General features: G+C 60.6%; 23 protein-coding genes. 11 read left to right on the forward strand and 12 right to left on the reverse strand.

Going from position 1 to position 24,490, the window contains the following annotated elements; translation table 11 throughout:
- Positions 1–41 precede the first annotated feature (41 nt).
- The 6 genes from ACRWA7_RS12865 to ACRWA7_RS12890 all read right to left on the reverse strand — a co-directional run bounded on the left by ACRWA7_RS12865 (position 42) and on the right by ACRWA7_RS12890 (position 4,563).
- Positions 42–314 carry a succinate dehydrogenase assembly factor 2 gene (locus ACRWA7_RS12865; RefSeq protein ID WP_060818447.1) on the reverse strand — a complete coding sequence of 91 codons (273 nt, stop codon included), beginning with the start codon at positions 312–314 and terminating at the stop codon, positions 42–44.
- A 13-nt stretch (positions 315–327) separates the two neighbouring features.
- A complete protein-coding gene (locus tag ACRWA7_RS12870) occupies positions 328–1,032 on the reverse strand; it encodes a succinate dehydrogenase iron-sulfur subunit (RefSeq protein ID WP_031362534.1) in 705 nt (234 codons plus the stop codon).
- A 15-nt stretch (positions 1,033–1,047) separates the two neighbouring features.
- Positions 1,048–2,826: a succinate dehydrogenase flavoprotein subunit gene (gene sdhA, locus ACRWA7_RS12875; protein WP_060818446.1), complete on the reverse strand. Its 1,779-nt coding sequence runs from the start codon at positions 2,824–2,826 to the stop codon at positions 1,048–1,050.
- Positions 2,827–2,829: 3 nt separating this feature from the next.
- Positions 2,830–3,198, reverse strand: coding sequence for a succinate dehydrogenase, hydrophobic membrane anchor protein (gene sdhD / locus ACRWA7_RS12880; protein ID WP_438392780.1), 369 nt, complete (start codon positions 3,196–3,198; stop codon positions 2,830–2,832).
- Positions 3,199–3,206: 8 nt separating this feature from the next.
- Positions 3,207–3,617: a succinate dehydrogenase, cytochrome b556 subunit gene (gene sdhC / locus ACRWA7_RS12885; RefSeq protein ID WP_060818444.1), complete on the reverse strand. Its 411-nt coding sequence runs from the start codon at positions 3,615–3,617 to the stop codon at positions 3,207–3,209.
- A 157-nt stretch (positions 3,618–3,774) separates the two neighbouring features.
- Positions 3,775–4,563: a GntR family transcriptional regulator gene (locus ACRWA7_RS12890; RefSeq protein ID WP_060818443.1), complete on the reverse strand. Its 789-nt coding sequence runs from the start codon at positions 4,561–4,563 to the stop codon at positions 3,775–3,777.
- A 579-nt stretch (positions 4,564–5,142) separates the two neighbouring features.
- Between ACRWA7_RS12890 and ACRWA7_RS12895 the strand changes: the two genes are divergently transcribed.
- From ACRWA7_RS12895 to ACRWA7_RS12930, 8 genes are all read left to right on the forward strand, one after another.
- The gene (locus ACRWA7_RS12895; RefSeq protein WP_056362837.1) at positions 5,143–6,129 is read left to right on the forward strand and encodes a malate dehydrogenase; all 987 of its coding nucleotides are present in this window, start codon (positions 5,143–5,145) and stop codon (positions 6,127–6,129) included.
- 135 nt (positions 6,130–6,264) lie between these two features.
- Positions 6,265–7,260, forward strand: a complete 996-nt coding sequence (locus ACRWA7_RS12900; RefSeq protein WP_438391352.1) for an HpcH/HpaI aldolase/citrate lyase family protein — start codon at positions 6,265–6,267, stop codon at positions 7,258–7,260.
- Between the two features lie 30 nt (positions 7,261–7,290).
- Positions 7,291–8,463, forward strand: coding sequence for a bifunctional 2-methylcitrate synthase/citrate synthase (prpC, locus tag ACRWA7_RS12905; RefSeq protein ID WP_438391353.1), 1,173 nt, complete (start codon positions 7,291–7,293; stop codon positions 8,461–8,463).
- Positions 8,464–8,605: 142 nt separating this feature from the next.
- Entirely contained in the window at positions 8,606–9,124 is a 519-nt protein-coding gene (locus ACRWA7_RS12910; RefSeq protein WP_060859150.1) for a hypothetical protein, read from the forward strand.
- Between the two features lie 20 nt (positions 9,125–9,144).
- Entirely contained in the window at positions 9,145–10,596 is a 1,452-nt protein-coding gene (locus ACRWA7_RS12915; RefSeq protein WP_438391354.1) for a bifunctional 2-methylcitrate dehydratase/aconitate hydratase, read from the forward strand.
- Between the two features lie 73 nt (positions 10,597–10,669).
- Positions 10,670–13,387 (forward strand): aconitate hydratase AcnA, encoded by a 2,718-nt coding sequence (gene acnA / locus ACRWA7_RS12920; RefSeq protein WP_060817805.1) that lies wholly within the window; start codon positions 10,670–10,672, stop codon positions 13,385–13,387.
- A gap of 165 nt (positions 13,388–13,552) precedes the next feature.
- Positions 13,553–13,789: a FitA-like ribbon-helix-helix domain-containing protein gene (locus tag ACRWA7_RS12925; protein ID WP_060817806.1), complete on the forward strand. Its 237-nt coding sequence runs from the start codon at positions 13,553–13,555 to the stop codon at positions 13,787–13,789.
- Positions 13,776–14,192, forward strand: coding sequence for a type II toxin-antitoxin system VapC family toxin (locus tag ACRWA7_RS12930; RefSeq protein WP_438391355.1), 417 nt, complete (start codon positions 13,776–13,778; stop codon positions 14,190–14,192). The genes ACRWA7_RS12925 and ACRWA7_RS12930 overlap by 14 nt, the downstream gene beginning before the upstream one ends.
- A 42-nt stretch (positions 14,193–14,234) precedes the next feature.
- Here the strand turns inward: ACRWA7_RS12930 and ACRWA7_RS12935 are convergent, their stop codons facing one another.
- Positions 14,235–15,674, reverse strand: coding sequence for an NAD-dependent succinate-semialdehyde dehydrogenase (locus ACRWA7_RS12935; RefSeq protein ID WP_438391356.1), 1,440 nt, complete (start codon positions 15,672–15,674; stop codon positions 14,235–14,237).
- Between the two features lie 202 nt (positions 15,675–15,876).
- On the opposite strand from ACRWA7_RS12935, the gene ACRWA7_RS12940 reads away from it, so the two are divergent.
- Positions 15,877–16,947 carry an FUSC family protein gene (locus tag ACRWA7_RS12940; RefSeq protein WP_438391357.1) on the forward strand — a complete coding sequence of 357 codons (1,071 nt, stop codon included), beginning with the start codon at positions 15,877–15,879 and terminating at the stop codon, positions 16,945–16,947.
- Positions 16,948–17,043: 96 nt separating this feature from the next.
- Here the strand turns inward: ACRWA7_RS12940 and ACRWA7_RS12945 are convergent, their stop codons facing one another.
- The 3 genes from ACRWA7_RS12945 to ACRWA7_RS12955 are packed head-to-tail and all read right to left on the reverse strand — an operon-like array spanning position 17,044 to position 19,089.
- Positions 17,044–17,667 carry a hypothetical protein gene (locus ACRWA7_RS12945; RefSeq protein WP_060817808.1) on the reverse strand — a complete coding sequence of 208 codons (624 nt, stop codon included), beginning with the start codon at positions 17,665–17,667 and terminating at the stop codon, positions 17,044–17,046.
- Positions 17,668–17,697: 30 nt separating this feature from the next.
- Positions 17,698–18,480, reverse strand: a complete 783-nt coding sequence (locus tag ACRWA7_RS12950) for a molybdopterin-dependent oxidoreductase (RefSeq protein ID WP_060817809.1) — start codon at positions 18,478–18,480, stop codon at positions 17,698–17,700.
- 3 nt (positions 18,481–18,483) lie between these two features.
- Positions 18,484–19,089, reverse strand: coding sequence for a cytochrome b/b6 domain-containing protein (locus ACRWA7_RS12955; protein WP_060817810.1), 606 nt, complete (start codon positions 19,087–19,089; stop codon positions 18,484–18,486).
- 211 nt (positions 19,090–19,300) lie between these two features.
- On the opposite strand from ACRWA7_RS12955, the gene ACRWA7_RS12960 reads away from it, so the two are divergent.
- Both ACRWA7_RS12960 and ACRWA7_RS12965 read left to right on the forward strand, forming a co-directional pair.
- Positions 19,301–19,981: a heavy metal response regulator transcription factor gene (locus ACRWA7_RS12960; RefSeq protein WP_438391358.1), complete on the forward strand. Its 681-nt coding sequence runs from the start codon at positions 19,301–19,303 to the stop codon at positions 19,979–19,981.
- The gene (locus ACRWA7_RS12965) at positions 19,978–21,390 is read left to right on the forward strand and encodes a heavy metal sensor histidine kinase (protein ID WP_438391359.1); all 1,413 of its coding nucleotides are present in this window, start codon (positions 19,978–19,980) and stop codon (positions 21,388–21,390) included. The genes ACRWA7_RS12960 and ACRWA7_RS12965 overlap by 4 nt, the downstream gene beginning before the upstream one ends.
- Before the next feature lie 3 nt (positions 21,391–21,393).
- On the opposite strand, the gene ACRWA7_RS12970 is transcribed toward ACRWA7_RS12965, so the two are convergent.
- Positions 21,394–23,211, reverse strand: a complete 1,818-nt coding sequence (locus ACRWA7_RS12970) for an FAD-dependent oxidoreductase (RefSeq protein ID WP_438391360.1) — start codon at positions 23,209–23,211, stop codon at positions 21,394–21,396.
- Complete coding sequence (locus ACRWA7_RS12975; RefSeq protein ID WP_082850406.1) at positions 23,208–24,284, reverse strand: DedA family protein/thiosulfate sulfurtransferase GlpE; 1,077 nt, start codon at positions 24,282–24,284, stop codon at positions 23,208–23,210. The genes ACRWA7_RS12970 and ACRWA7_RS12975 overlap by 4 nt, the downstream gene beginning before the upstream one ends.
- Positions 24,285–24,490: the final 206 nt, after the last annotated feature.

Consider the following 24,490-nt stretch of genomic DNA (forward strand, 5'->3'; position numbering starts at 1 on the left):
TTCGATAATTCGCACGACAATTGCACAACTGCGTGGCTGGCTCAGGCTGAGCGCAGCATCTCCAGCACACGAGTCATATCCGGCGAGGCCAGTTCGCCATCCGGTTCCTTGCGTGCCAGCAGCAAGTCCATCAGGTCGTTGTCGCTCAGTTCCAGCAGTTTCGTCAGCACGCCGACGTCCGTGTCACTGAGGTCATGCTCATATCGGCTGAAAAAACGCTCGAAGATCAGATCGTTTTCCAGCAGACCGCGCCGCGCCCGCCACCTAAGGCGTGCGCGACGTAGAGGGTCGGACTGATGCCCGGAGTCATTCATGACACAGTCCCTATCAGACAGCGCGGCGCACCATCAATTCCTTGATCTTGCCAATTGCCTTCGTGGGATTCAGTCCCTTCGGGCACACATCCACGCAATTCATGATCGTGTGGCAACGGAACAGACGATACGGATCTTCCAGGTTGTCCAGACGTTCACCCGTCGCTTCGTCGCGGCTGTCCGCAATGAAACGATAGGCTTGCAGCAAGCCCGCCGGACCCACGAACTTGTCCGGGTTCCACCAGAAGCTCGGGCACGAGGTGGAGCAACTGGCGCACAGAATGCACTCGTACAGGCCGTCAAGCTCGTCGCGTTCCTCGGGCGTCTGCAGACGCTCCTTTTCCGGCGGCGGCGTATCGTTGATCAGGTACGGCTTGATCGAATGATACTGGTTGAAGAATTGCGTGAAGTCGCAAATCAGGTCGCGAACAACCGGCAGGCCCGGCAACGGACGCAGCACGATCTTCTGCGGCAGGTCGTTCATGTTCTGCAGGCAGGCGAGACCGTTCTTGCCATTGATGTTCATGGCGTCCGAACCGCACACGCCCTCACGGCACGAGCGGCGGAACGACAGGGTTTCATCGACTGATTTCAGCTTCAGCAGCGCGTCCAGCAACATGCGCTCGTGCGAGTCGATTTCGATCTCGTACGTCTGCATGCGAGGCGCCGCGTCCTTGTCCGGATCGTAGCGGTAGATTTCAAAAGTACGCTTTGCCATTTCGATTCCTTTGCCTTAGAAGGTCCGCGCTTTGGGCGGCACCGATTCGACCGTCAGCGGCGTCATGTGCACCGGCTTGTAGTCGAGTTTGTCGCCTTCGCTGAACCACAGCGTGTGCTTCATCCAGTTGTCGTCGTCGCGGATCTCGAAGTTGCTGTGCGCATGCGCACCGCGGCTTTCCTTGCGCGCTTCCGCCGAAATCATGGTGGCGCGCGCCACTTCGATCAGGTTTGCGAGTTCGAGCGCCTCGACCTTCGCCGTGTTGAAGACCTTCGACTTGTCCTTCAGATGCACATGCTTCACGCGCTCGGACAGTTCCTTGATCTTGCCCACGCCTTCCGCCAGCAACGCGGACGTACGGAACACGCCGGCGTGCGCCTGCATGGTCGCGCGGATGTCGTTGGCGATGGCTTGCGTGTATTCGCCCGACGACGAGTTTTCCAGCACCGCGAGGCGCGCGAGCGCGGCGTCGGCTGCGTCGGCCGGAAGGGGCTTGTGCTCCTTCATTTCCTTCGCGTGCTTGATGATGTGGTTGCCAGCCGCGCGGCCGAACACCACGAGATCGAGCAGCGAGTTCGTGCCAAGCCGGTTCGCGCCATGCACCGACACACACGAGCATTCGCCGACAGCGTAGAAGCCGTTGACGGGTTCTTCGTAGCCGCCCTTGAGTGTGCCGACAACCTGGCCGTGAATGTTCGTCGGAATGCCGCCCATCTGGTAATGGATGGTCGGCACAACCGGAATGGGCTCCTTGATGCAATCGACGTTCGCAAACTTCATTGCGATTTCGCGGATGGACGGCAGACGCTTCATGATCGTCTCGGCGCCAATGTGCGACAGGTCCAGCAGCACGTGATCCTTGTTCGGACCCACGCCGCGGCCTTCCTTGATTTCCTGGTCCATCGAACGCGAAACGAAGTCACGCGGCGCCAGATCCTTTAGCGTCGGCGCATAACGTTCCATGAAGCGCTCGCCATCCGAATTACGCAAGATGCCGCCTTCGCCGCGCACGCCTTCGGTAATCAGCACGCCCGCGCCGGCAACGCCGGTCGGATGGAATTGCCAGAATTCCATGTCCTGCAACGCGATGCCCGAACGCGCCGCCATGCCGAGTCCGTCGCCGGTATTGATGAACGCGTTGGTCGATGCCGCGAAGATCCGGCCCGCGCCGCCCGTTGCGAACAGCGTGGTCTTGCCTTCGAGAATGTGGACGTCGCCCGTTTCCATTTCCAGCGCGGTCACGCCGAGCACGTCGCCGTCGGCGTCGCGGATCAGGTCTAGCGCCATCCATTCAACGAAGAAGTGCGTCTTGGCCGCGACGTTCTGCTGATACAGCGTGTGCAAGAGCGCGTGGCCGGTGCGGTCGGCTGCAGCGCACGCGCGCTGGACCGGCTTTTCGCCATAGTTCGCGGTATGGCCGCCGAACGGACGCTGATAGATCGTGCCGTCCGCATTGCGGTCGAACGGCATGCCCATGTGTTCGAGTTCGTAGACAGCGCCGGGCGCTTCACGGCACATGAATTCGATCGCGTCCTGATCGCCGAGCCAGTCGGAACCCTTGATGGTGTCGTAGAAATGGTAGTGCCAGTTGTCTTCGCTCATGTTGCCGAGCGACGCGCCAATGCCGCCTTGCGCCGCGACCGTGTGCGAACGCGTGGGGAACACCTTCGAGAGCACCGCGACCGACAGACCCGCGCGAGCGAGTTGCAGCGAAGCGCGCATGCCGGAACCGCCTGCACCTACGATGACTACGTCGAAACGGCGACGCGGCAGGGACGTTTTAATTGCAGCCATTCTTTAAACTCTCCAGAGAATCTGTGCCGCGTAGCCGATACAACCGACCAGCCAGAGGATCGTTGCCACTTGCAGGAACAGACGCAAGCCCACCGGCTTCACGTAGTCCATCCAGATGTCCCGAGTGCCGACCCACGCGTGATAGAAGAGCGAGAGCAAGGCTACGAAAGTGGCGAGCTTCATCCATTGCATGGCGAAGATCGACGCCCAGCCGTCATACGAAAAATCGCGCGCACCGAAAAACCAGAACAGCAGCACCAGCGTGTACAAAGCCATGATAACGGCGGTAATGCGCTGCGCGAGCCAGTCGCGCAGGCCGTAATGCGCGCCGACCACGAGGCGCTTGGGACCAATTCGGTTGTTGTTATTCACGGCCATTGTCAGAAGGCTCCGAAGAGTTTAAGCGCAACGACGATTGTCAGCAGGGTCGACACCGTCAGGACGACGATGGACGTCTGCTTGCCGCCTTCCTTGCTGACTGCGCGATGGGTATCGAGGAGGAGAAAACGGATGCCTGCGCAAAAGTGGAACAGGAAGGACCACGACAGCACGAGCACCACGAGCTTGACGAGAGGGTTGGCTAGAAAGCCCTTGAATGCGTCGAAACTGATTTCAGACGTCAGGCTTTGGTCCAGCAGATAAAGCAGAAACGGCAGCGCTACGAATAGAAGCAGACCACTGATGCGGTGAAGAATCGAAACCTTGCCCGCTAGCGGCAAGCGGTAGGTTGCGAGCTGAGCAAGTCCGATATTCCGGTACTCAGGCCTTGGTTTTTTTACAGCTTCAGCCATGCTAGACCCCAACTTTGTTATCACACTAGTCCGCGATTTTAGCGCCTTTTCATATCGCGCTGCAGCGAAATGCCTCACAAGAAGCTATTGCCAATCGCGTGAGAAAGGCTTTCATGCCGACCTTGCGGGTTCGTCATCAAGCCGTCCACGTTCTGTTTCAACTCAAATCGTTTTGATAGTAATAGCCGTTCGTGACATACCACCCGCGCCGCACTTCTACCGGCCGGTCGCCATAGGTGTAGGACACGCGCTCGACAGACAGCAGCGGCGAACCCTCGCTTACGCCGAGCAATTGCGCGACCGCGACGTCCGCGCCGACTGCCCTGATTTTTTCCGATGCCCGGATCATGCGGGTGCCGAACTCGGTTTCGAACATGGCATAAAGCGGGCCTTTGTAATCCGCGAGCCGCTCGGCTGTAAGTCCGCGAAATACCGCGCCGGGCAGCCAGATTTCATCGAATACCGTGGTTTCGCCATCGAACTGCAGCAGACGCTTGATGCAAACCACCGGATCGGACGGCTTCAGGTCGAGCTGGCGGGCGATCTCAGCGGGTGCGCGCAAGCGGCGGCACTCCAGCAAACGGCTGACGTGGGGATGGACGTCGCCGTCTTCGGGCAGCAGCCTGAGAAAGCGGAACTGTACGCGATCTTCGTTGTGCGTCGCAACAAACGTGCCTTTTCCCTGACGGCGCACGAGCAGATTGTCGGCCGAGAGTTCGTCGATCGCCTTGCGCACCGTGCCCTGGCTCACCTTGTAGCGGGCAGCAAGCTCGACTTCGCTGGGAATGATTTCGCCGGGCTTCCATTCGCCCGATTCGAGCCCCTGGGTGATGAGGGCCTTGATCTGCTGATACAGCGGGCTGAACGTCGGCGACGAAGCGGGCGCGACGTCAGCCGCGCCGGGCGTGCCGGGAGAGTTCGGTGTGCTCGCTGGGTTGGAATTCATCCGCGCATTTCATCATAAAGGCGCAAGCCGCGTCCAGCGGTTTCCCGGTCATTCCTATGTCTTATATAAGACATATGATATGGTTGACTTTGGCTCATTCGAATCCTACACTCCTTGGCGAGCAAGGGTTTGCGGGGTGACGCACGCGCCGCCGGGCGTATCTGGCTTGTCGGCTGACCAGGCGCTTTTTGCACTGCGTTTTTGCCGAACTCGCGTCAGAACTGTCTGGCTCATCGCTTGAGGCCGAACCGTTTTCATGTTCGCCCGGCCGCTGTCAGTGCTCCGCCCTCGCAACGCCTGAGCATATGAAAAGCGCGACGCACAGGGCGCTGGGCTGCTGACGGAAGCTTGATCCTCAACGCAAACCCGCTCTCAGGACCCGATTTCCAGCAGGCGAATCAGGCTGCGATTGCCGGCATGCTACCGGACAGTCAGTGACAATCTCGCTTCAGGCGCGTTGCCACGGGCTTTTCAGGGTTGCCCGCGCAGTTCGGATCACCTGCTTCATCAACGCTTCGCGTAACACGCCTAAAATGGCGTTTTCCCCAGCGTTTCACGCACCGTTCAGGAGTGTTCTCAATGGCTAAGTCCGCAAAGCGCGTTGCCGTCACTGGCGCCGCAGGTCAAATCGGTTACTCGCTGCTGTTTCGCATCGCCAATGGCGATCTGCTTGGCAAGGATCAGCCGGTCATCCTTCAGTTGCTCGACCTGCCGCAGGCGCAAGGCGCCGTCAAGGGCGTAGTCATGGAACTGGAAGACTGCGCATTCCCGCTGCTGGCCGGCGTGGTGGTGACCGACGACCCGAAGGTCGCGTTCAAGGACGCCGACGTGGCGTTGCTGGTCGGCGCGCGTCCCCGTTCGAAGGGCATGGAGCGCAAGGACCTGCTTTCGGCGAACGCGGAAATCTTCACGGTGCAAGGCAAGGCGCTCAACGACGTGGCGAGCCGCGACGTGAAGGTTTTGGTTGTGGGCAACCCGGCGAATACGAACGCGTACATCGCGATGAAGTCGGCGCCGGACCTGCCGAAGAAGAATTTCACGGCAATGCTGCGCCTGGACCACAACCGCGCACTGTCGCAACTGGCGTCGAAGTCGGGCAAGCCGGTCGCCGCCATCGAAAAACTGGCTGTGTGGGGCAATCACTCGCCGACGATGTATCCGGATTTCCGCTTTGCAACGGTCGAAGGCGAGTCGCTCACCAAGCTCATCAACGACGACGAATGGAACCGCAACACGTTCATCCCGACAGTCGGCAAACGCGGCGCGGCGATCATCGAGGCGCGTGGCCTGTCGTCGGCAGCGTCCGCTGCGAATGCGGCGATCGACCATGTGCGCGACTGGGTGCTCGGCACGAACGGCAAGTGGGTCACCATGGGCATTCCGTCTGACGGTTCGTACGAAATCCCGGAAGACATCATCTATGGCGTGCCGGTGACGTGCGAAAACGGCGAATACAAGCGCGTGGAAGGTCTGGAAATCGACGCGTTCTCGCGCGAGAAGATGACCGGCACGCTGAACGAATTGCTGGAAGAGCGCGACGGCGTTGCGCATCTGCTGGGCAAGTAAGCCGCCTCATGTAGTCACGCGGGCGCTTTCAAGGGCGCCCGCGGCTGATTCGAGTGCGTTTGGCCGGTTTATATCTAGCCGAATCCATTCGAATCCGCAGTTTCCACCCTCTTTAAAGCAAACCCGACGCCGACGATGCGCGCTCTCACCCCCGCCGAAGTGCTGTTTGAAGGCGATGTGCCCCCCGCCGTGATGCCCCCGTGCGATCACTACGCGGGAAGCGAGAAGCTGATCAGGAAATCGCTCGCGTTGCAGGTGCAACTCGGTCCGGTATTCGATATCACGCTAGACTGCGAAGACGGCGCGCAAGTCGGGCAGGAAGCGTCTCACGCGGAATTGGTGGCGTCGTTTCTGGGCGGCGAAGATGACCGCTTCGGCCGCGTTGGCGTTCGCATCCACGACTTCGCGAACCGCGCGTGGCGCGACGATGTACGCATCATCTTGCGCGCCGCCAAAAAGGCGCCGGCCTACATCACCCTTCCCAAGATCCGCAGCGTGTTCGACGCCGCCGAGATGATCGCGTTTATCGAGGCGTCGCGATGTGAGTTCGGGATCGAGCACGCCATCCCTTGCCATCTGCTGATCGAAACGCATGGCGCGCTGGCCGAAGTGTTCGACCTCGCGGCTTTGCCCGGCGTCGACGCGCTGAGTTTCGGGCTGATGGACTTTGTGTCGGCGCATAACGGCGCGATTCCCGATACCGCCATGCGCTCGCCCGGCCAGTTCGATCATCCGCTCGTGCGGCGCGCGAAGCTCGAAATCGCAGCGGCTTGCCATGCGCACGGGAAAGTGGCGTCCCATAACGTCTGCACCGAAGTGCGCGACATGAGCGTGGTTGCCAACGACGCCCGGCGCGCCCGCAACGAGTTCGGCTACACGCGCATGTGGAGCATTCATCCGGATCAGATCAAGCCGATAGTCGATGCCTTCCTGCCGCGCGGCGACGAAATCGTCACGGCCACGGAGATCTTGCTCGCTGCGCAAAACGCGCAGTGGGGCCCGACGCGGTATCGGGACACCTTGCACGATCGCGCGAGTTATCGATATTACTGGTCAGTGCTGCGCCGCGCGAAAGCGTCGGCACAAGCGCTACCCAAAAGCGCAGAGACGCTTTTTTCAGAAGACGAGTAGCGTGACCTACCTATCAGGAGACCGGGTCGAATGAGCGATACCCTGACAAAAGAAGCACCCGCTGCCGGCGGCTTCAAACCGAAAAAATCCGTCGCGCTTTCAGGCGTGACTGCGGGTAACACCGCGCTGTGCACTGTCGGCAAGACGGGCAATGACCTGCATTATCGTGGCTATGACATTCTCGATATCGCCGGCACGTCCGAGTTCGAGGAGATCGCCTATCTGCTCGTGCATGGCAAGTTGCCCAACGCCGCCGAACTCAAGTCGTACAAGACCAAGCTCAAGGCTTTGCGCGGCCTGCCCGCGAACCTGAAAGCAGCGCTCGAATGGATTCCGGCGTCCGCTCACCCCATGGACGTCATGCGCACCGGCGTCTCCGTACTCGGCACCGTGCTGCCCGAAAAAGAGGATCACAACGTCGCGGGCGCAAAAGATATTGCTGACCGGCTGATGGCGTCGCTCGGATCGATCCTGCTTTACTGGTATCACTATTCGCATAACGGCCGGCGCATCGAAACCGAAACGGACGACGATTCCATCGGCGGGCATTTCCTGCATTTGCTGCATGGCGTGCCGCCTTCGAAGTCATGGGTCGACGCCATGCATGCATCGCTGATCCTTTACGCCGAGCACGAATTCAACGCATCCACGTTCACTTGCCGCGTGATCGCTGGCACGGGATCGGACATGTATTCGGCAATCACGGGCGGCATTGGCGCGTTGCGCGGCCCGAAGCATGGCGGCGCGAACGAAGCCGCGTTCGATATCCAGTCCCGCTATCAAACGCCCGACGAAGCGGAAGCCGATATCCGCCGCCGCGTGGACGCGAAGGAAGTCGTGATCGGCTTCGGCCATCCGGTGTACACGATCTCCGATCCGCGCAACAAGGTGATCAAGGACATCGCGAAGAAGCTCTCGAAGGAAGCGGGCGACACGAAAATGTACGACGTGGCCGAGCGGCTCGAAACCACCATGTGGGACGCGAAGAAGATGTTCCCGAACCTGGACTGGTTCAGCGCGGTTTCGTACCACGCGATGGGCGTGCCCACGGCCATGTTCACGCCGCTCTTCGTGATCTCGCGGACCTCGGGGTGGAGCGCGCACATCATCGAACAACGGATCGACAACAAGATCATTCGCCCCAGCGCAAATTACACCGGGCCCGAAAATCTGAAGTTCCTGCCTCTAAATAAGCGAAAATAGCGCGCTGCGCGTGCCGGATGGTCCAACTGGCGTGCGTGCTTTCGCAAAACGGGCCAGTACGGCGGACTATTTCACATCGAAATATCCCGTCGTAAAAGACCCGGATTGAACACTTAAACGATTTTTAGAAAGGCTGTCATTGATGAACAAACTCCTGATCGCGGCCGTTGCCGGCGCCCTATCCATGTCGGGCATGCTCGCCACCACGAGCGCGCTGGCCGCAGACGCTGCAACCGCCACCACGGCAAAGAAAGCTGTTGCAAAACGCCCGGCGCCGGCACGCCGCCTGATTAAACGTAAACCCTCTACCGAAGCCAAGGCTGCGGCGAAGGTCGATCCGATTCCCGATGGTTCGACCAAATGGTCGTGTAACGAAGGCCTCGCTTTCTACCTGAAAGGCGACATGAAACGCGACCAGATCGTCACCGTGAACTGGGCAAAGAAGGATTACCAATTGCCGCGTCAAGCCACCACGACGGGCGCGGACCGTTTCCACGACTCGGCTACGGGCCTCGACCTGGTCGTGATCCCGTCGAAGGCCATGCTTTTCTCCGACAAGGACGAAGCGCGTCTCGCCGACGAATGCAAGACGGCTGAAATGGCGGCATCGGGCGCACCGGCGCCTACGCAAGCAAACGAGCTGATCAAGAACGTCAAGTAAGTTTTCAACTGGGATTTTCGATGTCCGCACCGATTTCAAACGTCCGGCCCGAGCCGGATCGCGTACTGGTCGACATAGTCGACTACGTTCTCGACTATCCGATCGACAGCACGCTCGCGCTCGATACCGCGCGCAACTGCCTGATCGACACCCTCGGTTGCGGACTCGAAGCCCTTACCTACCCCGCCTGCACCAAGCTGATGGGACCCATCGTGCCCGGCACGATTGTCCCCAACGGCGCCAAGGTGCCGGGCACCTCATTTCAGCTCGACCCGGTTCAGGCCGCCTTCAACATCGGCGCAATGATCCGCTGGCTCGACTTCAACGACACCTGGCTTGCCGCCGAATGGGGCCATCCGTCGGATAATCTCGGCGGCATTCTGGCGACCGCCGACTGGTTGTCGCGCAACGCCGTCGCCACCGGCAAAACGCCGCTGACAATGAAAGACGTCCTGATCGCGATGGTCAAGGCGCACGAAATTCAGGGCTGTATCGCGCTGGAAAACTCGTTCAACAAGGTCGGGCTCGATCACGTCCTGCTGGTCAAGCTCGCATCGACGGCGGTGGTCGGGCACATGCTCGGCCTCACGCGCGACGAACTCATTAACGCGGTGTCGCTGGCTTTTGTCGATGGTCACTCGCTGCGCACCTATCGTCATGCGCCGAATACGGGCTCGCGCAAATCGTGGGCCGCGGGCGATGCGACCTCGCGCGCCGTGCGTCTTGCGTTGATCGCGAAGACCGGCGAGATGGGGTATCCGTCGGTTCTGAGCGCTAAAACGTGGGGCTTTTACGATGTCCTCTTCAAAGGCAACGAGTTCAAGTTCCAGCGTCCATACGGCTCGTACGTGATGGAGAACGTGCTCTTCAAGATCTCGTTCCCGGCTGAATTCCACTCGCAAACGGCGGTGGAAGCGGCGATGACGCTGCATGCGAAACTTGCCGAAACCGGCAAGAAGATCGAAGACATCAGGAAGATCACGATCCGCACGCATGAGGCGGCGATTCGCATCATCGATAAAAAAGGTCCGCTCGATAACCCCGCCGACCGCGATCACTGCATCCAGTACATGGTGGCCGTGCCGCTGATTTATGGCCGACTGACGGCATCGGATTATGAAGACGCGGTGGCGAAAGATCCGCGTATCGATACCTTGCGCGCCAGGATCGAATGCGTGGAAGACCCGCAATTCACGCGCGATTATTTCGATCCCGAGAAGCGTTCGATCGCCAATGCGCTGACGGTCGAATTCAACGATGGCAGCACGTTCGACGAGCTGGTCGTCGAATACCCGATCGGGCACAAGCGCCGCCGCGAAGACGGCATCCCGCTGCTGGTCGAAAAGTTCCGGACCAACCTCGCGCGGCGTTTCCCGGCGAAACAGCAAGAGGCGATCATTGCGGCATCGCTGGATCAGGCAACGCTCGAAGCAATGCCGGTCAATGAATATGTTGATTTGTACGTGATTTAGTCAGCATCCGTGACACGTTCTTTAGATTGACAGTATTGAAGGTGTTTCCTCGTTTAAACCCAGGAAAAAAAACATGGCCCACAATCTCCATAAAACGCTCAAGGAATTCGACACGGGTTCCGGCAAAGGCAAGTTCTACTCGCTGCCCGCGCTTGGCCGCGCACTGAACATCAAGGTGGAACGCCTGCCGGTATCGATCCGCATTGTGCTGGAATCGGTTCTGCGCAATTACGACGGGAAGAAAATCGGCGAAGAACACATCAAGCAACTGGCGAGCTGGAAGCCGGTCGCGGATCGTACCGACGAAATCCCGTTCGTGGTCTCACGCGTCGTGCTGCAGGACTTCACGGGCGTGCCGCTGCTTGCGGATATTGCCGCAATGCGCGGCGTGGCGAAACGCGCCGGCAAGGACCCGAAGGCTATCGAGCCGCTCGTGCCGGTCGATCTGGTGGTCGATCATTCGGTGCAGATCGATTACTTCCGCCAGAAGGACGCGCTCGACCTGAACATGAAACTGGAATTCCAGCGCAATAACGAGCGCTACCAGTTCATGAAGTGGGGCATGCAGGCTTTCGATACGTTCAAGGTCGTGCCCCCGGGCGTCGGCATCGTTCACCAGGTGAACCTGGAATATCTGGCGCGCGGCGTGCACAAGAAGTCGCTGGAAGGCGACACCGTGTATTACCCGGATACGCTCGTCGGCACGGACAGCCACACGACCATGATCAATGGCATCGGCGTGGTGGGCTGGGGCGTGGGCGGTATTGAAGCGGAAGCCGGCATGCTCGGCCAGCCGGTGTATTTCCTGACGCCGGACGTGGTGGGCGTCGAGTTGAAGGGCAAGATTCGCGAAGGCGTGACGGCAACCGACCTGGTGCTGACCGTCACCGAAATGCTGCGTAAGGAGAAAGTGGTCGGCAAGTTCGTCGAGTTCTTCGGCGAAGGCACGGCTTCGTTGTCGCTGCCGGATCGCGCGACCATTGGCAACATGGCGCCGGAATATGGCGCGACCATGGGCTTTTTCCCCGTCGATGAAAAGACCATCGATTACTTCAAGGGAACGGGCCGTACCGACGCTGAAATCTCCGCGTTCGAAGCATATTTCAAGGCGCAGAATCTCTTCGGCGTGCCGAAGGCCGGCGAGATCGACTACACGAAGACGCTGACACTCGACCTGGGCACCGTGGCTCCGTCGCTGGCGGGTCCGAAGCGTCCGCAAGACCGTATCGAAATCACGAACGTGAAGTCGAACTTCACCGAGCTGTTCTCGAAGGCCGTCACCGACAATGGTTTTGGCAAGAAGGCCGCCGACCTGAACACGCAATACACCACGACGAACAACGTCAACGTGAAGAACGGCGACATCCTGATCGCCGCCATCACGTCGTGCACGAACACGTCGAACCCGAGCGTGTTGCTGGCTGCCGGGTTGCTGGCGAAGAAGGCTGTTGAAGCGGGTTTGACCGTGGCGCCGCACATCAAGACGTCGCTTGCGCCGGGATCGCGCATTGTCACGGAATACCTGACGAAGACGAACTTGCTGACGTATCTCGACCAGCTTGGTTTCACGCTGGCCGCCTACGGCTGCACGACGTGTATCGGCAATGCGGGCGACCTCACGCCGGAACTGAACGACGCGATCACGAAGAACGATATCGTGGCTGCAGCCGTGCTGTCCGGCAACCGCAACTTCGAAGCGCGCATTCACCCGAACATCCGCGCGAACTTTTTGGCTTCGCCGCCGCTGGTCGTGGCTTACGCCATTGCCGGGAACATGACGGTCGACCTGATGACGGAACCGGTCGGCAAGGGCAAGAACGGCAAGGACATTTTCCTCGGCGACATCTGGCCGACGAGCGAAGAAGTCAACGCGCTGCTCAAGTACGCACTCGACGCCGATGCATTCCGCAAGAACTACGCGGAGCTCACGAAGACCGGCGACCTGTGGAGCAAGATCGAAGGCGAAGCGGGTCAGGTTTATGACTGGCCGAAGTCGACGTACATTGCCGAGCCGCCGTTCTTCGGCAAGGACTTTTCGATGTCCCCCGCCGACAGCATTCCGGCCGTCAAGGGCGCGCGTCCGCTGGGCATTTTCGGCGACTCGGTCACGACCGACCACATCAGCCCGGCTGGATCGATCAAGGAAAGCTCGCCTGCGGGCGTGTGGCTGAAGGCGAACGGCGTGCAGAAGGCCGACTTCAACAGCTACGGCTCGCGTCGCGGCAATCACGACGTCATGATGCGCGGCACCTTCGCCAACGTGCGGATCAAGAACCTGATGATTCCGCTGAAGGCCGACGGTTCGCGCGTGGAAGGCGGCGTGACGATATTCCAGCCGAGCGGCGAAGAAATGTCGATCTACGATGCAGCGATGAAGTATATCGATGCAGGCACGCCGACCATCGTGTTCGCGGGTGAGGAGTACGGCACGGGTTCATCGCGCGACTGGGCCGCGAAGGGCACGCAATTGCTCGGCGTGAAGCTGGTCGTGGCGCGCAGCTTCGAGCGGATTCATCGTTCGAACCTGGTTGGCATGGGCGTGTTGCCGCTGCAGTTCAAGGGCTCGGACAGCGTGCAGTCGTTGAACATCACCGGCGAAGAAACGTTCGACCTGGAAGGCCTCTCGTCGGATATCAAGCCGCAGCAGGAAGTGACGCTCGTGATCCATCGCAAGGATGGCAGCGAAGAGCGCGTGACGGTGCTGCTGCGTATCGATACGCCGATTGAAGTCGATTACTACAAGCACGGCGGGATTCTGCCGTTCGTGCTGCGGTCGTTGCTGGCTGCTTGAGGTTTTAGTTTTGCAGGTGACCGCGCCCTTGAGATCAGGGCGCGGGAACATTGAACCCGGCCTTGGCCGGGTTTTTTTTCGATCCTGCTACGGCGTTGCTGTGATAGCAATGCTTGCATTTTTCTCCTTTCATGCTATCGTTGATAACACATTGGGAGAGCTACGATGGCAAATCTATTGGTTCGCGGGATTGATGAAGCGCTGGTGCAAAGCCTGCGCGAACGCGCCGCCGCGCACGGTCGCAGCGCCGAAGCCGAGCATCGGGAAATTCTTGCGCAGGCGTTGAGCCGGCCGAAGAAACGCAGTCTGGCGCAAGTACTGGCGAGCATGCCGAATGTTGGAGAAGACTCGGATTTCGAGCGGATTCAAGATACGGGCGGAGCGCCACGTGTATTTGATTGATACCAACGTCATAAGCGAAGCCCGAAAAGGCGCAAACGCAAATAAAGGCGTGCGCAAATTCTTTAAACGGACTGATAAAGACAAGAGCCCTTTGCACCTGTCAGCCATTACGATGGGCGAACTCCGGCGCGGGACCGAGATGGTGAGGCACCGTGGCGACGCTCCACAGGCTGCACTGCTCGAAGCCTGGATTGGAATCCTGCTGAAAGATTATGCGATGGACGTGATCTCCATCGACGACGACATAGCGCAACTATGGGGCCGCTTGCGCGTGCCGAACCCCGAGAACGAAATAGACAAGCTGATTGCCGCAACAGCTTTGATGCATGACCTCACGGTCGTCACGCGGAATGTCAGAGACTTCGAGAGAACGGGCGTCAAGCTGCTGAACCCGTTCGAGTAATCGATGAAATGGCGCGGCCGCGCCGCGCCATTCAGTTTCGCCTTACCGCGCCTCGCTCACGAACTTCGTGACCAGATAAGCTTCCATTGCTTCGCTGCCGCCTTCCGAACCGTAGCCCGATTCCTTCACGCCGCCAAACGGCGTTTCCGGAATTCCGAGCCCGTGGTGATTGATCGACACCATGCCGCTTTCGATATCCTCGCCCACCGCCGCCGATGTCGCGCTCGAACGCGTATAAGCGTAAGCCGCGAGCCCGAACGGCAGACGATTGGCTTCCGCAATGGCTTCGTCGTAGGACTTGAATGTCGAGATCGGCGCGATCGGGCCGAACGGCTCTTCCGTCATGATGCGCGCCGAAAGCGGCACATTGGCGAGAACTGTCGGTGCAAAGAAGAACCCTTCGCGTCCAATGCGCTCACCGCCCGTCAGCACCTTGGCGCCGTGCTCCACGGCATCGGCGACCAGACGCTCCATGGCTTGAAGACGGCGGCCATTGGCCAGCGCGCCCATCTGCACGCCCTCTTCCAGCCCGTTGCCGACCTTTACCTTCTTAGTCGCAGCGACGAAATGCTCGGTGAACTCCTCATAAGCCGATTCCTCGACGATAAACCGCGTCGGCGAAATGCAGACCTGGCCGGCATTGCGGAACTTGGCGCCGGCCACCAGCTTGGCGGCGCGCGGGATGTCGGCATCGGCGAATACGAGTGCCGGCGCGTGGCCGCCAAGTTCCATGGTGGCGCGCTTCATGTGCTCGCCGGCCATCGCGGCCAGCAGCTTGCCTACCGGGGTTGAACCCGTGAACGAGATCTTGCGGATCAGCGGATGCGCGATCAGGTACTTCGAGACATCGGCGGGAACGCCGAACACGAGATTCAGCACGCCGGCGGGCAAGCCCGCGTCGATATACGCCTGAACCAGCGCCGCGCAGCTCGCCGGCGTTTCTTCCGGTCCCTTCAGCACGACTGAACACCCTGCGGCGAGCGCGGCCGAGACCTTGCGCACCGCCTGATTGATCGGGAAATTCCACGGCGTGAACGCGGCAACCGGGCCAACCGGTTCGCGCGTCACGATCTGGCGGACGTTCTCGGCGCGCGCCGGAATCACACGGCCGTAAGTGCGGCGCGCTTCCTCGGCGAACCAGTCGATGGTATCCGCCGCACCCAGCACCTCGATGCGCGCTTCGACCAGCGGCTTGCCCTGCTCCATCGTCATGATGGTGGCGACTTCTTCCGCGCGATCGCGCAGATTTTGCGCGGCGCGACGCATCAGCTTGCTGCGCTCGAACGCCGAGACCTTGCGCCACGCCTTGAAGCCGCGGCCAGCGGCTTCGGCGGCTTCCGCGAGTTGCTGTTCGCCGGCCAGCGCGAGGCGGCCGATTTCCCCTTCCGTGGCCGGATTGACGACGGCCGTGTCGCGTGCGCCGGCGCGCCAGGCGCCATCGATATACAACTGCGTGCTCGGATATTGGGTGGTTTGGCTCATGCGTGGCTCCTGGATTGAGTGTGATCGATGAAACCGGTGAAAATGCGCGCTAACTTTGAAAAACCGCGCGAATACTGAACTTCTAATGGTAACGCGGCCAGCCCGATGCTGCAGGCGGCCGGATTGATCGGCGTTTGAATGCCTACACGGGAAAGTGCGCGCGCTCAGCCATAATTCAAGCACCCAATCCGGTTTCTCCCCAATGCCACTAGCCGCCTTTCACGCTCTTCGACGTTTCACTTTCCAACCCGGCGGCGCCGAGGTACGGCGCTTCGCGCGAACGCTGATCGGCTGTTTGCTGAGTTACGGCGCGGCCCGGCTCGCGACGCTGCCCGAGCTTTACTGGGCGGTCATTACCACGCTGATTGTGGTCACCCAGCCGAGTCTCAACCAGGCGCTGATCACGGGACGCGATCAGATTATCGGAGCGGTGATCGGCGCGACGCTCGGCGTGCTTGGTTTGCTCGCTGTCGTTCGTGGAGCAGCGCCACTCGCGGTGTTTGCTATTGGACTCGTGCCGCTCGCGGCGCTTGCGGCATGGCGTCCGACTTTGCGGCTTGCGTGCGTCACGCTCGTGATCGTGGTACTGATTCCGGCGACGGGAACCGGATCGCCGTTTGAGAGGCCTATCGATCGCGTGCTGGAGATTTTGATTGGCGCGGGCGCGGCGCTGGTTGTCGCGTTCCTGATGCCGAACCGGGCGATCAACGCCGCGCACGATCGCGCGGGAGAAATCGTGCGGGCGCTGGGCGAACTGATCGCGCTTTATTTGCGCAAACCCGGCGATGCGCGGACGGCGGAAGGGTTGCATCGAAGATCCGCGGCGGCTGAGCAGGCGCTTGACGATGCGATTACCGAAGCTGGGCGGGAGCATATACTCGTGCCGGTCAAGAGGTCGCGCGAGAACGTGATCGACAAGGTGGTGCCAATGCTGACGCGGTTGCATCGCGATGCGCTGTTTTTAGGGCAGGCGTTTGCGGGGGATACGGGATTGGCGGGACGATTGACGGTAATCACGCGGGAAGCGTTGGGAGAGACGGCCGATGCGATTGATGCGTTGGCGAAGGCCTTGGCAGCTACGCTCGACGCCGATAGACGGCGGCAGGATGAAAATGTTGCAGCGGCAAGAGCAGCGTTTGAGAGGCTAAGGCAGGTGGCGGATCAAGCGAATGCGTCGATGGAGAAAAATACCGTGCTGCCGTTTGTGCTGAATTTGCTGGTGACGGATTTTGGGGATTTGGTGACTACGGTGGAGGGAAAGGGCGACCATTGACGGAAGACCATCATCAACCATTTTCCAACGGGTCTTAAAAAATAAAAAAGCCGACCCCCGGTCGGCTTTGTGTTTCACACGCCTACGCCAAAAATCTCACATCGGCGGCGCAACGCCATCCTTCTCGACCACGACGCGCGAAGCGGCATATTCCGTGCCCTTGACCGGACTAGCCACAATAAACACCTTCTTCCCGGCAATCAGATCCGCGCGCGTAGCCGGCGCAAACGTAACCACAGGCACGCCTTCCGGCACCGTCACGGTATTCGAGCCGCCCTTATAAGAAAGCTTCAAATCCCGGCCGCTGGTCCCGGTCACGACCTGATCCACATTGGCGTTGGTCATCGTGCTATTCGGCGAAAGGTCCCACGCGTAATGCCCCTCGCCGGTTCCGCGCGCCGCTTCCGGGAATACCAGCACTTCGGTCGCCGTCATCTTTCCATCGGTGCCCGTGGTAGCTGCCGTGCCGATAAACGACCCCGCCTTGATATCCCCGAGCTTGATGTTCTTCACGGCCGTCACGGGCGTGTCCTGCTTCATGTCGATGGTCACGGTATCGCCGCTGCGACGATGCACGGTCAGCGTATCGCCGGAAATCGAAACGATATCGCCACGAATGCGCGCGGGCTTCGCAGCCGGTGCCTGAGCCAGCGCAACACCTGCAAATGCGAGCGCTGCAATCGATACACCCAGTTTCATGCGGATTGACGCAGATGACATGGAGACTCCAATAGTGATTGATGAAAAAGCTTAAGCCCCGCCGAACCAGTTATAGCCCTGGTTCTCCCAGTAACCACCGGGATATTCGTTCGTCACGGTGATCGCGACAATGTGCTTCGGATTCTTGTAACCCAGCTTCGTGGGCATGCGCAGCTTCATCGGAAAGCCGTATTTCGGCGGCAGGACCTGACCGTCGTACGTCAGCGTCAGGAGCGTCTGCGCGTGCAGCGCAGTCGGCATGTCGATGCTGGTGGAATAGTTATCCGCGCAATGGAACGCCACGTATTTGGCAGTGGTGTCCGCACCCGAACGCTTGAGGAAATCGGCGAAACGCACGCCGCCCCACTTGCCAATCGCGCTCCAGCCTTCAATGCATATGTGCCGCGTAACCTGGCTTTCCTGCGGCAGCGCGCGCAACTCCTCAAGAGTCCAAACGTTCTTGCCTTTCACCAGACCGCCAATGGGCAGCTTGTAGGTCGCGGCATCGACCATGGGGACATCGTCTATGTCGTAGAACGCGTTGAACGGGAACGGCCGCGTGATCATCGACTCGGGATAGGTCGGCGCGAGCTTGTTCGGGTCGAAGAGGAACGCCTGCGCGTCGTCGTTGAAACGCGACATGGTGCGCAGCACGGTGTTGACGGATTTATCGTCGGAGATATTGCAGCCCGACAGCAGCATCAAGCCACCCAGCGACAAGATGCGCTTGCCGAACAGACGCCGCGCGGGCGCCTTCAACTCGTTGCGTGCGTCCTTGAGGATGTTGTCGACATCGAGATGTTTGGCTATCAGTTCGCTCTTTCGGTTCAACATGGTTCAGCGGCCCCGGATCATCAGCAACAACGAGCGTGGAACGAGCGCGACCATCACCACGTGTAGCACGAAGAACGCAACAAGGAAACTCATCGCGAAGAAATGGACAACGCGCGCATTGTCGTAACCGCCCATCAAGTCACGCAACAATGGAAACTGCACCGACTTCCAGATCGCAAGTCCCGACAGGATCACGACCACAATGTCCAGGATGACCGCAAGATAAGCCGCCTTCTGCACAGCGTTGTAGTGCGACAGATCGTCGTGCTTGAGCTTGCCGGTGATCGCCGCGCGCAGATCGCCAATCAGACTTTTCACGCTGAGCGGAAACAGCTTGCGGCGAAATCGTCCCGACACAATGTTCATGGCGACATAGATCAGGAAGTTGGCAACCAGCACCCACATGGCCGCGAAATGCCAGAGCAGCGCGCCGCCGAGCCACCCGCCCAACGTGATGCTTGCCGGGAAAACAAGCGCGGGAAAAATAGGAGAAGCGTTATAGACCTGCCAGCCGCTCGTGACCATGACCACGACCGCAAGCGCGTTGATCCAGTGTGTGATGCGAACCCAGCCGGGTTGCACGGCGCGCGGGGGCGCGACCGGTGTCATGGAGTGAGTCGAAGGTTGAGCCAAATTCGCCTCATCGAAATAGTTGTGCAACGCTATGAACGCTGCTTGATTGCATCTTAACGACCGCACGCTGATGAACGCATGACACGTTAATGACTTTTTTGTCATCTTTCCGGCGGGCGCAAGGCGGGTAGTTAGAATAAGGTTCTTTGTCACCCAAAATGCAACCCCAAACGCAACGCACCGCGGCATGACCATTCTCGTTATAGAAGACGACCGCAAGACCGGCGACTACCTGAAGAAGGGGCTGACAGAGTCCGGGTATCAGGTCGACCTGGTTCGTAACGGCGCTGATGGCCTGCATCAGGCGTTGGCGCACCCTTACGAGCTGATCGTGCTCGACGTGATGCTGCCCGGCCTCGACGGCTGGCAGATCATGCAGGCGTTGCGGGCCAAGCGTGATTTGCCGGTCATCTTCCTGACGGCGCGCGATCACGTCAGCGACCGCATCCACGGACTGGAACTCGGCGCGGACGATTATCTCGTGAAGCCGTTTTCTTTCACCGAACTCGTACTGCGCATTCGCACATTGCTGCGCCGCGGCGTGATACGCGAATCGGATGTGTTCCAGGTCGCGGATCTTCACGTGGATGTATTGCGCCGCAGGGTGACGCGTCAGGGCACGGACATCGCGCTGACGAACAAGGAATTCGCGCTGCTGCATCTTTTCTGCAAACGGCAAGGCGAAGCATTGTCGCGCACGCTGATTGCGTCGGAAGTGTGGGACATGAATTTCGACAGCGATACCAACGTGGTCGACGTCGCCATCAAGCGCCTGCGCGCGAAGCTCGATCAACCCTTCGATATCAAGCTCATCCACACGGTGCGCAGCATCGGTTATTCGTTCGGCGCGACCGGAGACACGCATTGAAACCGGTACGCTGGCGCTCGCGCTCGATTGTTGTCCGCATCACGATCCTGTTTGCGTTGATTGTGTGCGTGGTGGTCAGCATGGTCGGCGGATCGCTTTATCACGCAACCAGCCTCACCTTGTCCACGCGCGCGGACTATCAGTTGATCGCGCGTGTGGAACATTTTCGTTCGTTGCTGCACGACCTCTATACGATCCAGGAAATCGAGGCGCGGCCCAAGCTCTTCGAAACCATGCTCGGCGACCGGCAGGACGTCATCATCTTTCGACGTCCGGGCGTGCCGCCATTCATCAATGTGAACCCCGAGAACATGCCGTTGCCGCCGCTGGTTCCGGTGCCCGTGCAACGCGCGGTGAACCTGGATGCGCTCTATGAAGGCACGCGCTCGGACGGCGTGCGCATGCGCTGGGTCGCGGCGCAGGCGCAAGTGGGCGATAGCGGCGAAGTGGTCGAGATCATCGCGGCGCACGTGATGACCCAGGAGGCGCGGGTTTTGTCGACGTATCTCGTGCGCGTGTGGATCAATGTGGCGATCGCGGTTCTGGTCACGGCGTTGCTGGCGTGGTGGGTATCGAGCCGGGGTCTTACGCCCTTGCGCAAGATGGCCGACAAAGCCGCCGAAATCACGCCCAACACGCTTTCAGCACGGCTCGACGTCGAGAACACGCCGGCCGAATTGCAGAGCCTGGCTATATCGTTTAACGCGATGCTCGATCGCCTGTCCACCGGCTACGAACGGCTGCTGCAATTCTCGGCCGATCTCGCGCATGAAGTGCGCACGCCTATCGGCGTATTGATCGGGCAAACGCAGGTCACGCTCGCCCACACGCGCAGCGAGAGCGAATACAAGAGCGTGCTGGAATCGAATCTGGAGGAACTGGAGCGGTTGGGACGCATCGCGCAGAACATCCTGTTTCTCGCGCAAGCGGATCACGAACGCCAGGAAATGGAGCGCACGACGTTGAATACGCGCGAGCAGCTCGAAACCATTGCGACCTACTTCGAAGGTCTCGCCGACGAACGCAATCTCAGCTTCGACGTCCAGGCCGAAGGCGAGATGTTCGTGAACGAGATCATGTCGCGGCGCGCGATCAGCAACGTGGTGGTGAACGCGGTTCGATACGCGGAGCCGGGCACGACAATCCGGCTGACCGGCAGCGAAGACGCGCACGGTGCGCGGATCGTGATAGGCAATCAGGGAAAGCGCGTTTCGCCGGAAGAACTCGCGCGGCTCTTCGACCGGTTTTATCGCGCCGATGCAGCACGAAGCGAGTTCACCGAATCAAGCGGCCTTGGACTCGCAATCGTGCAGGCGATCATGCGGCTGCACGGCGGCTCGGCGTCGGCGAGTTGCTCGGACGACGGGTGGATCGAGTTCACGCTGCAGTTCGGGCCAAGGCCGCGCTGACTGCTATTGCACCGCGCCAGCGTTCAACGCCAGTTCCTGCCGCGAGGCCAGCAAGCCGTGTATCTGCGAAACAACCGCCGCGCCTTCGCCCACGGCGGCAGCCACGCGCTTGGTCGATGCCGATCGCACATCGCCAATGGCGAATACGCCCGGCACGCTCGTCTCGAGCGCGGTCGCGCCATCCGTATAGCCCTCATTCGCTTCCGGGCCCGTGAGCACGAAACCCTTGCTGTCCGTGCGCACGTTGCATCCGGTCAGCCAGGCGGTGTTGGGATCGGCGCCGGTGAACAGGAACAGATGCCGCGCCTCCAGCTTGAGCGGACCATCAGGCGTCTTGCAATGCACAGCGGCGAGCGAGCGGCCATCGCCTTCGAGCGATTCGATTTGCGTGCGCGTATGCACGGTGACGTTCGGCAACGCGGCGATCCGGTCGATCAGATACCTCGACATGCTCGATTCGAGCCCCGGCCCGCGGATCAGCACGTGCACGCGCGCCGCATGCGATGCAAGATAAACGACCGCTTGGCCCGCCGAATTTCCGCCGCCGACCAGCACGACTTCCGAGCCCTTGCAAAGCTTGGCCTCGACCGGCGACGCCCAATAATAGGTGCCGCGCCCTTCGAACTTTTCAAGCCCTTCGATGTTCGGCCGCCGATACGCCGCGCCCGTCGCGATCACGACCGTATGCGCCGTGACACGCGTGCCGTTCATCAATTCGATCTGGATAGGCGTGCAATCGCAATGCAGCGCCTTGATCTCGGTCGGAATGGCGATGTGCGCGCCGAACTTCTGCGCCTGCACGAACGCGCGTCCGGCCAGCGCCTGACCGGAAATACCGGTCGGAAAACCCAGATAATTTTCGATACGCGAACTCGCGCCCGCCTGCCCGCCCGGCGCGCGGCAATCGAACACCGCCACAGACAACCCCTCGGAAGCCGCATACACGGCCGTTGCCAGTCCGGCCGGTCCCGCGCCGACGACCGCAACGTCGTAGATATGCGCCGGATCGAATTCCGGCAGCCAGCCCAGTTGCGACGCGAGCTGGTTTTCGTCGGGCGCGCGCATGACGGTGCCATCGGGACAGATGACCAGCGGGAAATCCGCCTTCGACGTCGATATCCGTTCCAGCAGCGCAATGGCTTCGGGGTCGGTGCAGGCGTCGATCACGGTATGCGGATAACCGTTGCGCCCCAAAAAACCTTGCAGCGATACCAGCCGCCCGTCGTCCGACTGACCCACGAGGATCGGCCCGCTGCCTTTTTCGATCAACCCCACGCGGCGCAGGATCAGCGAGCGCATGATCCGCTCACCCAGGTCCGCTTCGGCCACGAGCAGCGCGCGCAGCCGGTCGGGCGCGATCAGGATGGCTTTCACGTCGTCGATTGCGTGGCCATCGACCAAAGCGGGTTTCCCCGATAACTGCGCGACCTCCGCCAGGAATTGCCCCGGCTCGGACTCGACCACCAGATGCACATGGCCGAGGCCGTCGCGCCGCGTGATCCTCACGCGGCCATCGAGCAGCACGAACATGCCTGGACCGGGCGCGCCGACTTCGAACATCAGTTCGCCAGCGCGGAAGTGCCTGATCACGCCGAAGCCGCGCATGCGATCGATTTCATCGGCGGTGAGATGCGGGTACATCTGGTGCCGGCGGCTTTGAAGCGGGGAAAACGGCGCATCGACGGCCGCTTCAGGTTGCGGGGCGCTGCCCGTGTCACTGGTGATCGTGTTGAGGTTTTCCTGCGTGGGCGTTGCGCTCTCCCGCCATTCCGAACGGCCCTGATCCGATCCTTCGTGCGTGCCTTCGTGGACTGTACTCATGCGTGCCGGTCTCCGTGAAGATAGACGGCGTCATGCAGCGCGCCCTTGCCGGCGGCCGGCGCTTTGGCGGGCCACGGACACATGGCGGCCATTTCGCCCAGATCCTCGCGCGCGCCGCCGAAGTCCGTGAGCGGCTTGAGTTCGAGGCCGGCGAGACGCCACGCGTCAAGCCCGCCGGTCAGTGGCACGACATCCTTGAATCCGGCGTTGCGCAGCGACTTCGCCATCCACGCCGCCGATACTTCATTCGGACACGAGCAATAAATAACGATCTTCTGATCAGGCTGATAACTCTCGACAATCTTCTGCAACTCGCGTTCATCGGCGAAAACGGAACCGGGAATCACAAACGGATCGAGCACGCGTTTTTCCGACGAGCGGATATCGAAGATGGCCGGCAGCGGTTCATTTTCCATCAGCGCATAGAGTTCATCGACTGTGATGCGCGCGGTTTCCAGCGTCTTCATCAGCATCTTCCGGCGCCAGTAGCGATACGCCACGTACCCGGCCAGCGCGATCGCGACCACGATCAACGCCTGCCGCCCAAGTTGCGCGATCATCGCGAAAACCATGTCGAGTTGCGCTGCGAACGCCACGCCGACCAGCAGGCCAACCGCCGCCCAGAGCGCCACGCCCACGCCGTCATGCGCGACGAACGAGCGCGTGCGCACGCCCATTGCGCCGGCAAGCGGCACGGAAACCAGCGACAAACCCGGAATGAACTTCGCGACCAGCAACACGCGCACGCCCCATTGGCCGAAGAAACGTTCGGTCTTCTTCACGCACGTATCGCGCGAGAGCGACAACTTGCAGATGGTCTTGAGCGTCCGGTCGCCATAACGCCGCCCGCCCAGGAACCAGACGAGATCACCCAGCACGCCGCCAAGCACGGCAATGCCGAGCATCAACGCGAGGTGCGGGAGCAATGCCTGGCCGTTCGCGCCCATCATGGCAACGGACGCGCCGACCACGATCAGCGTGGGCATGGCGGGCACGGGCAGGCCGAGCGCCGCGCCCATCACGTTGAAAAAGACGATGGCCGGACCATACCGGTCAGCCAGTTCATGCAACAGCATGGGATTCTCCCGCGGGTTGTGCAGCGCTGAATTCGGTGGGAATTGCCAACTCGCCGGACGCCGCCCGGTGCGCGCTTTTTAATCACTTCTCGCGCGCGAGATGGGAGCGATAAACGGCATTATTCACGGCCCTGAAACGGAGCGCGGGACGAAAACAGGAACAATTTCCATGATGGCTCGCGCGTCGTCCGGCGCCGCTGCAT

Source organism: Caballeronia sp. DA-9 (genome assembly GCF_051615025.1).
Classification (GTDB): domain Bacteria; phylum Pseudomonadota; class Gammaproteobacteria; order Burkholderiales; family Burkholderiaceae; genus Caballeronia; species Caballeronia sordidicola.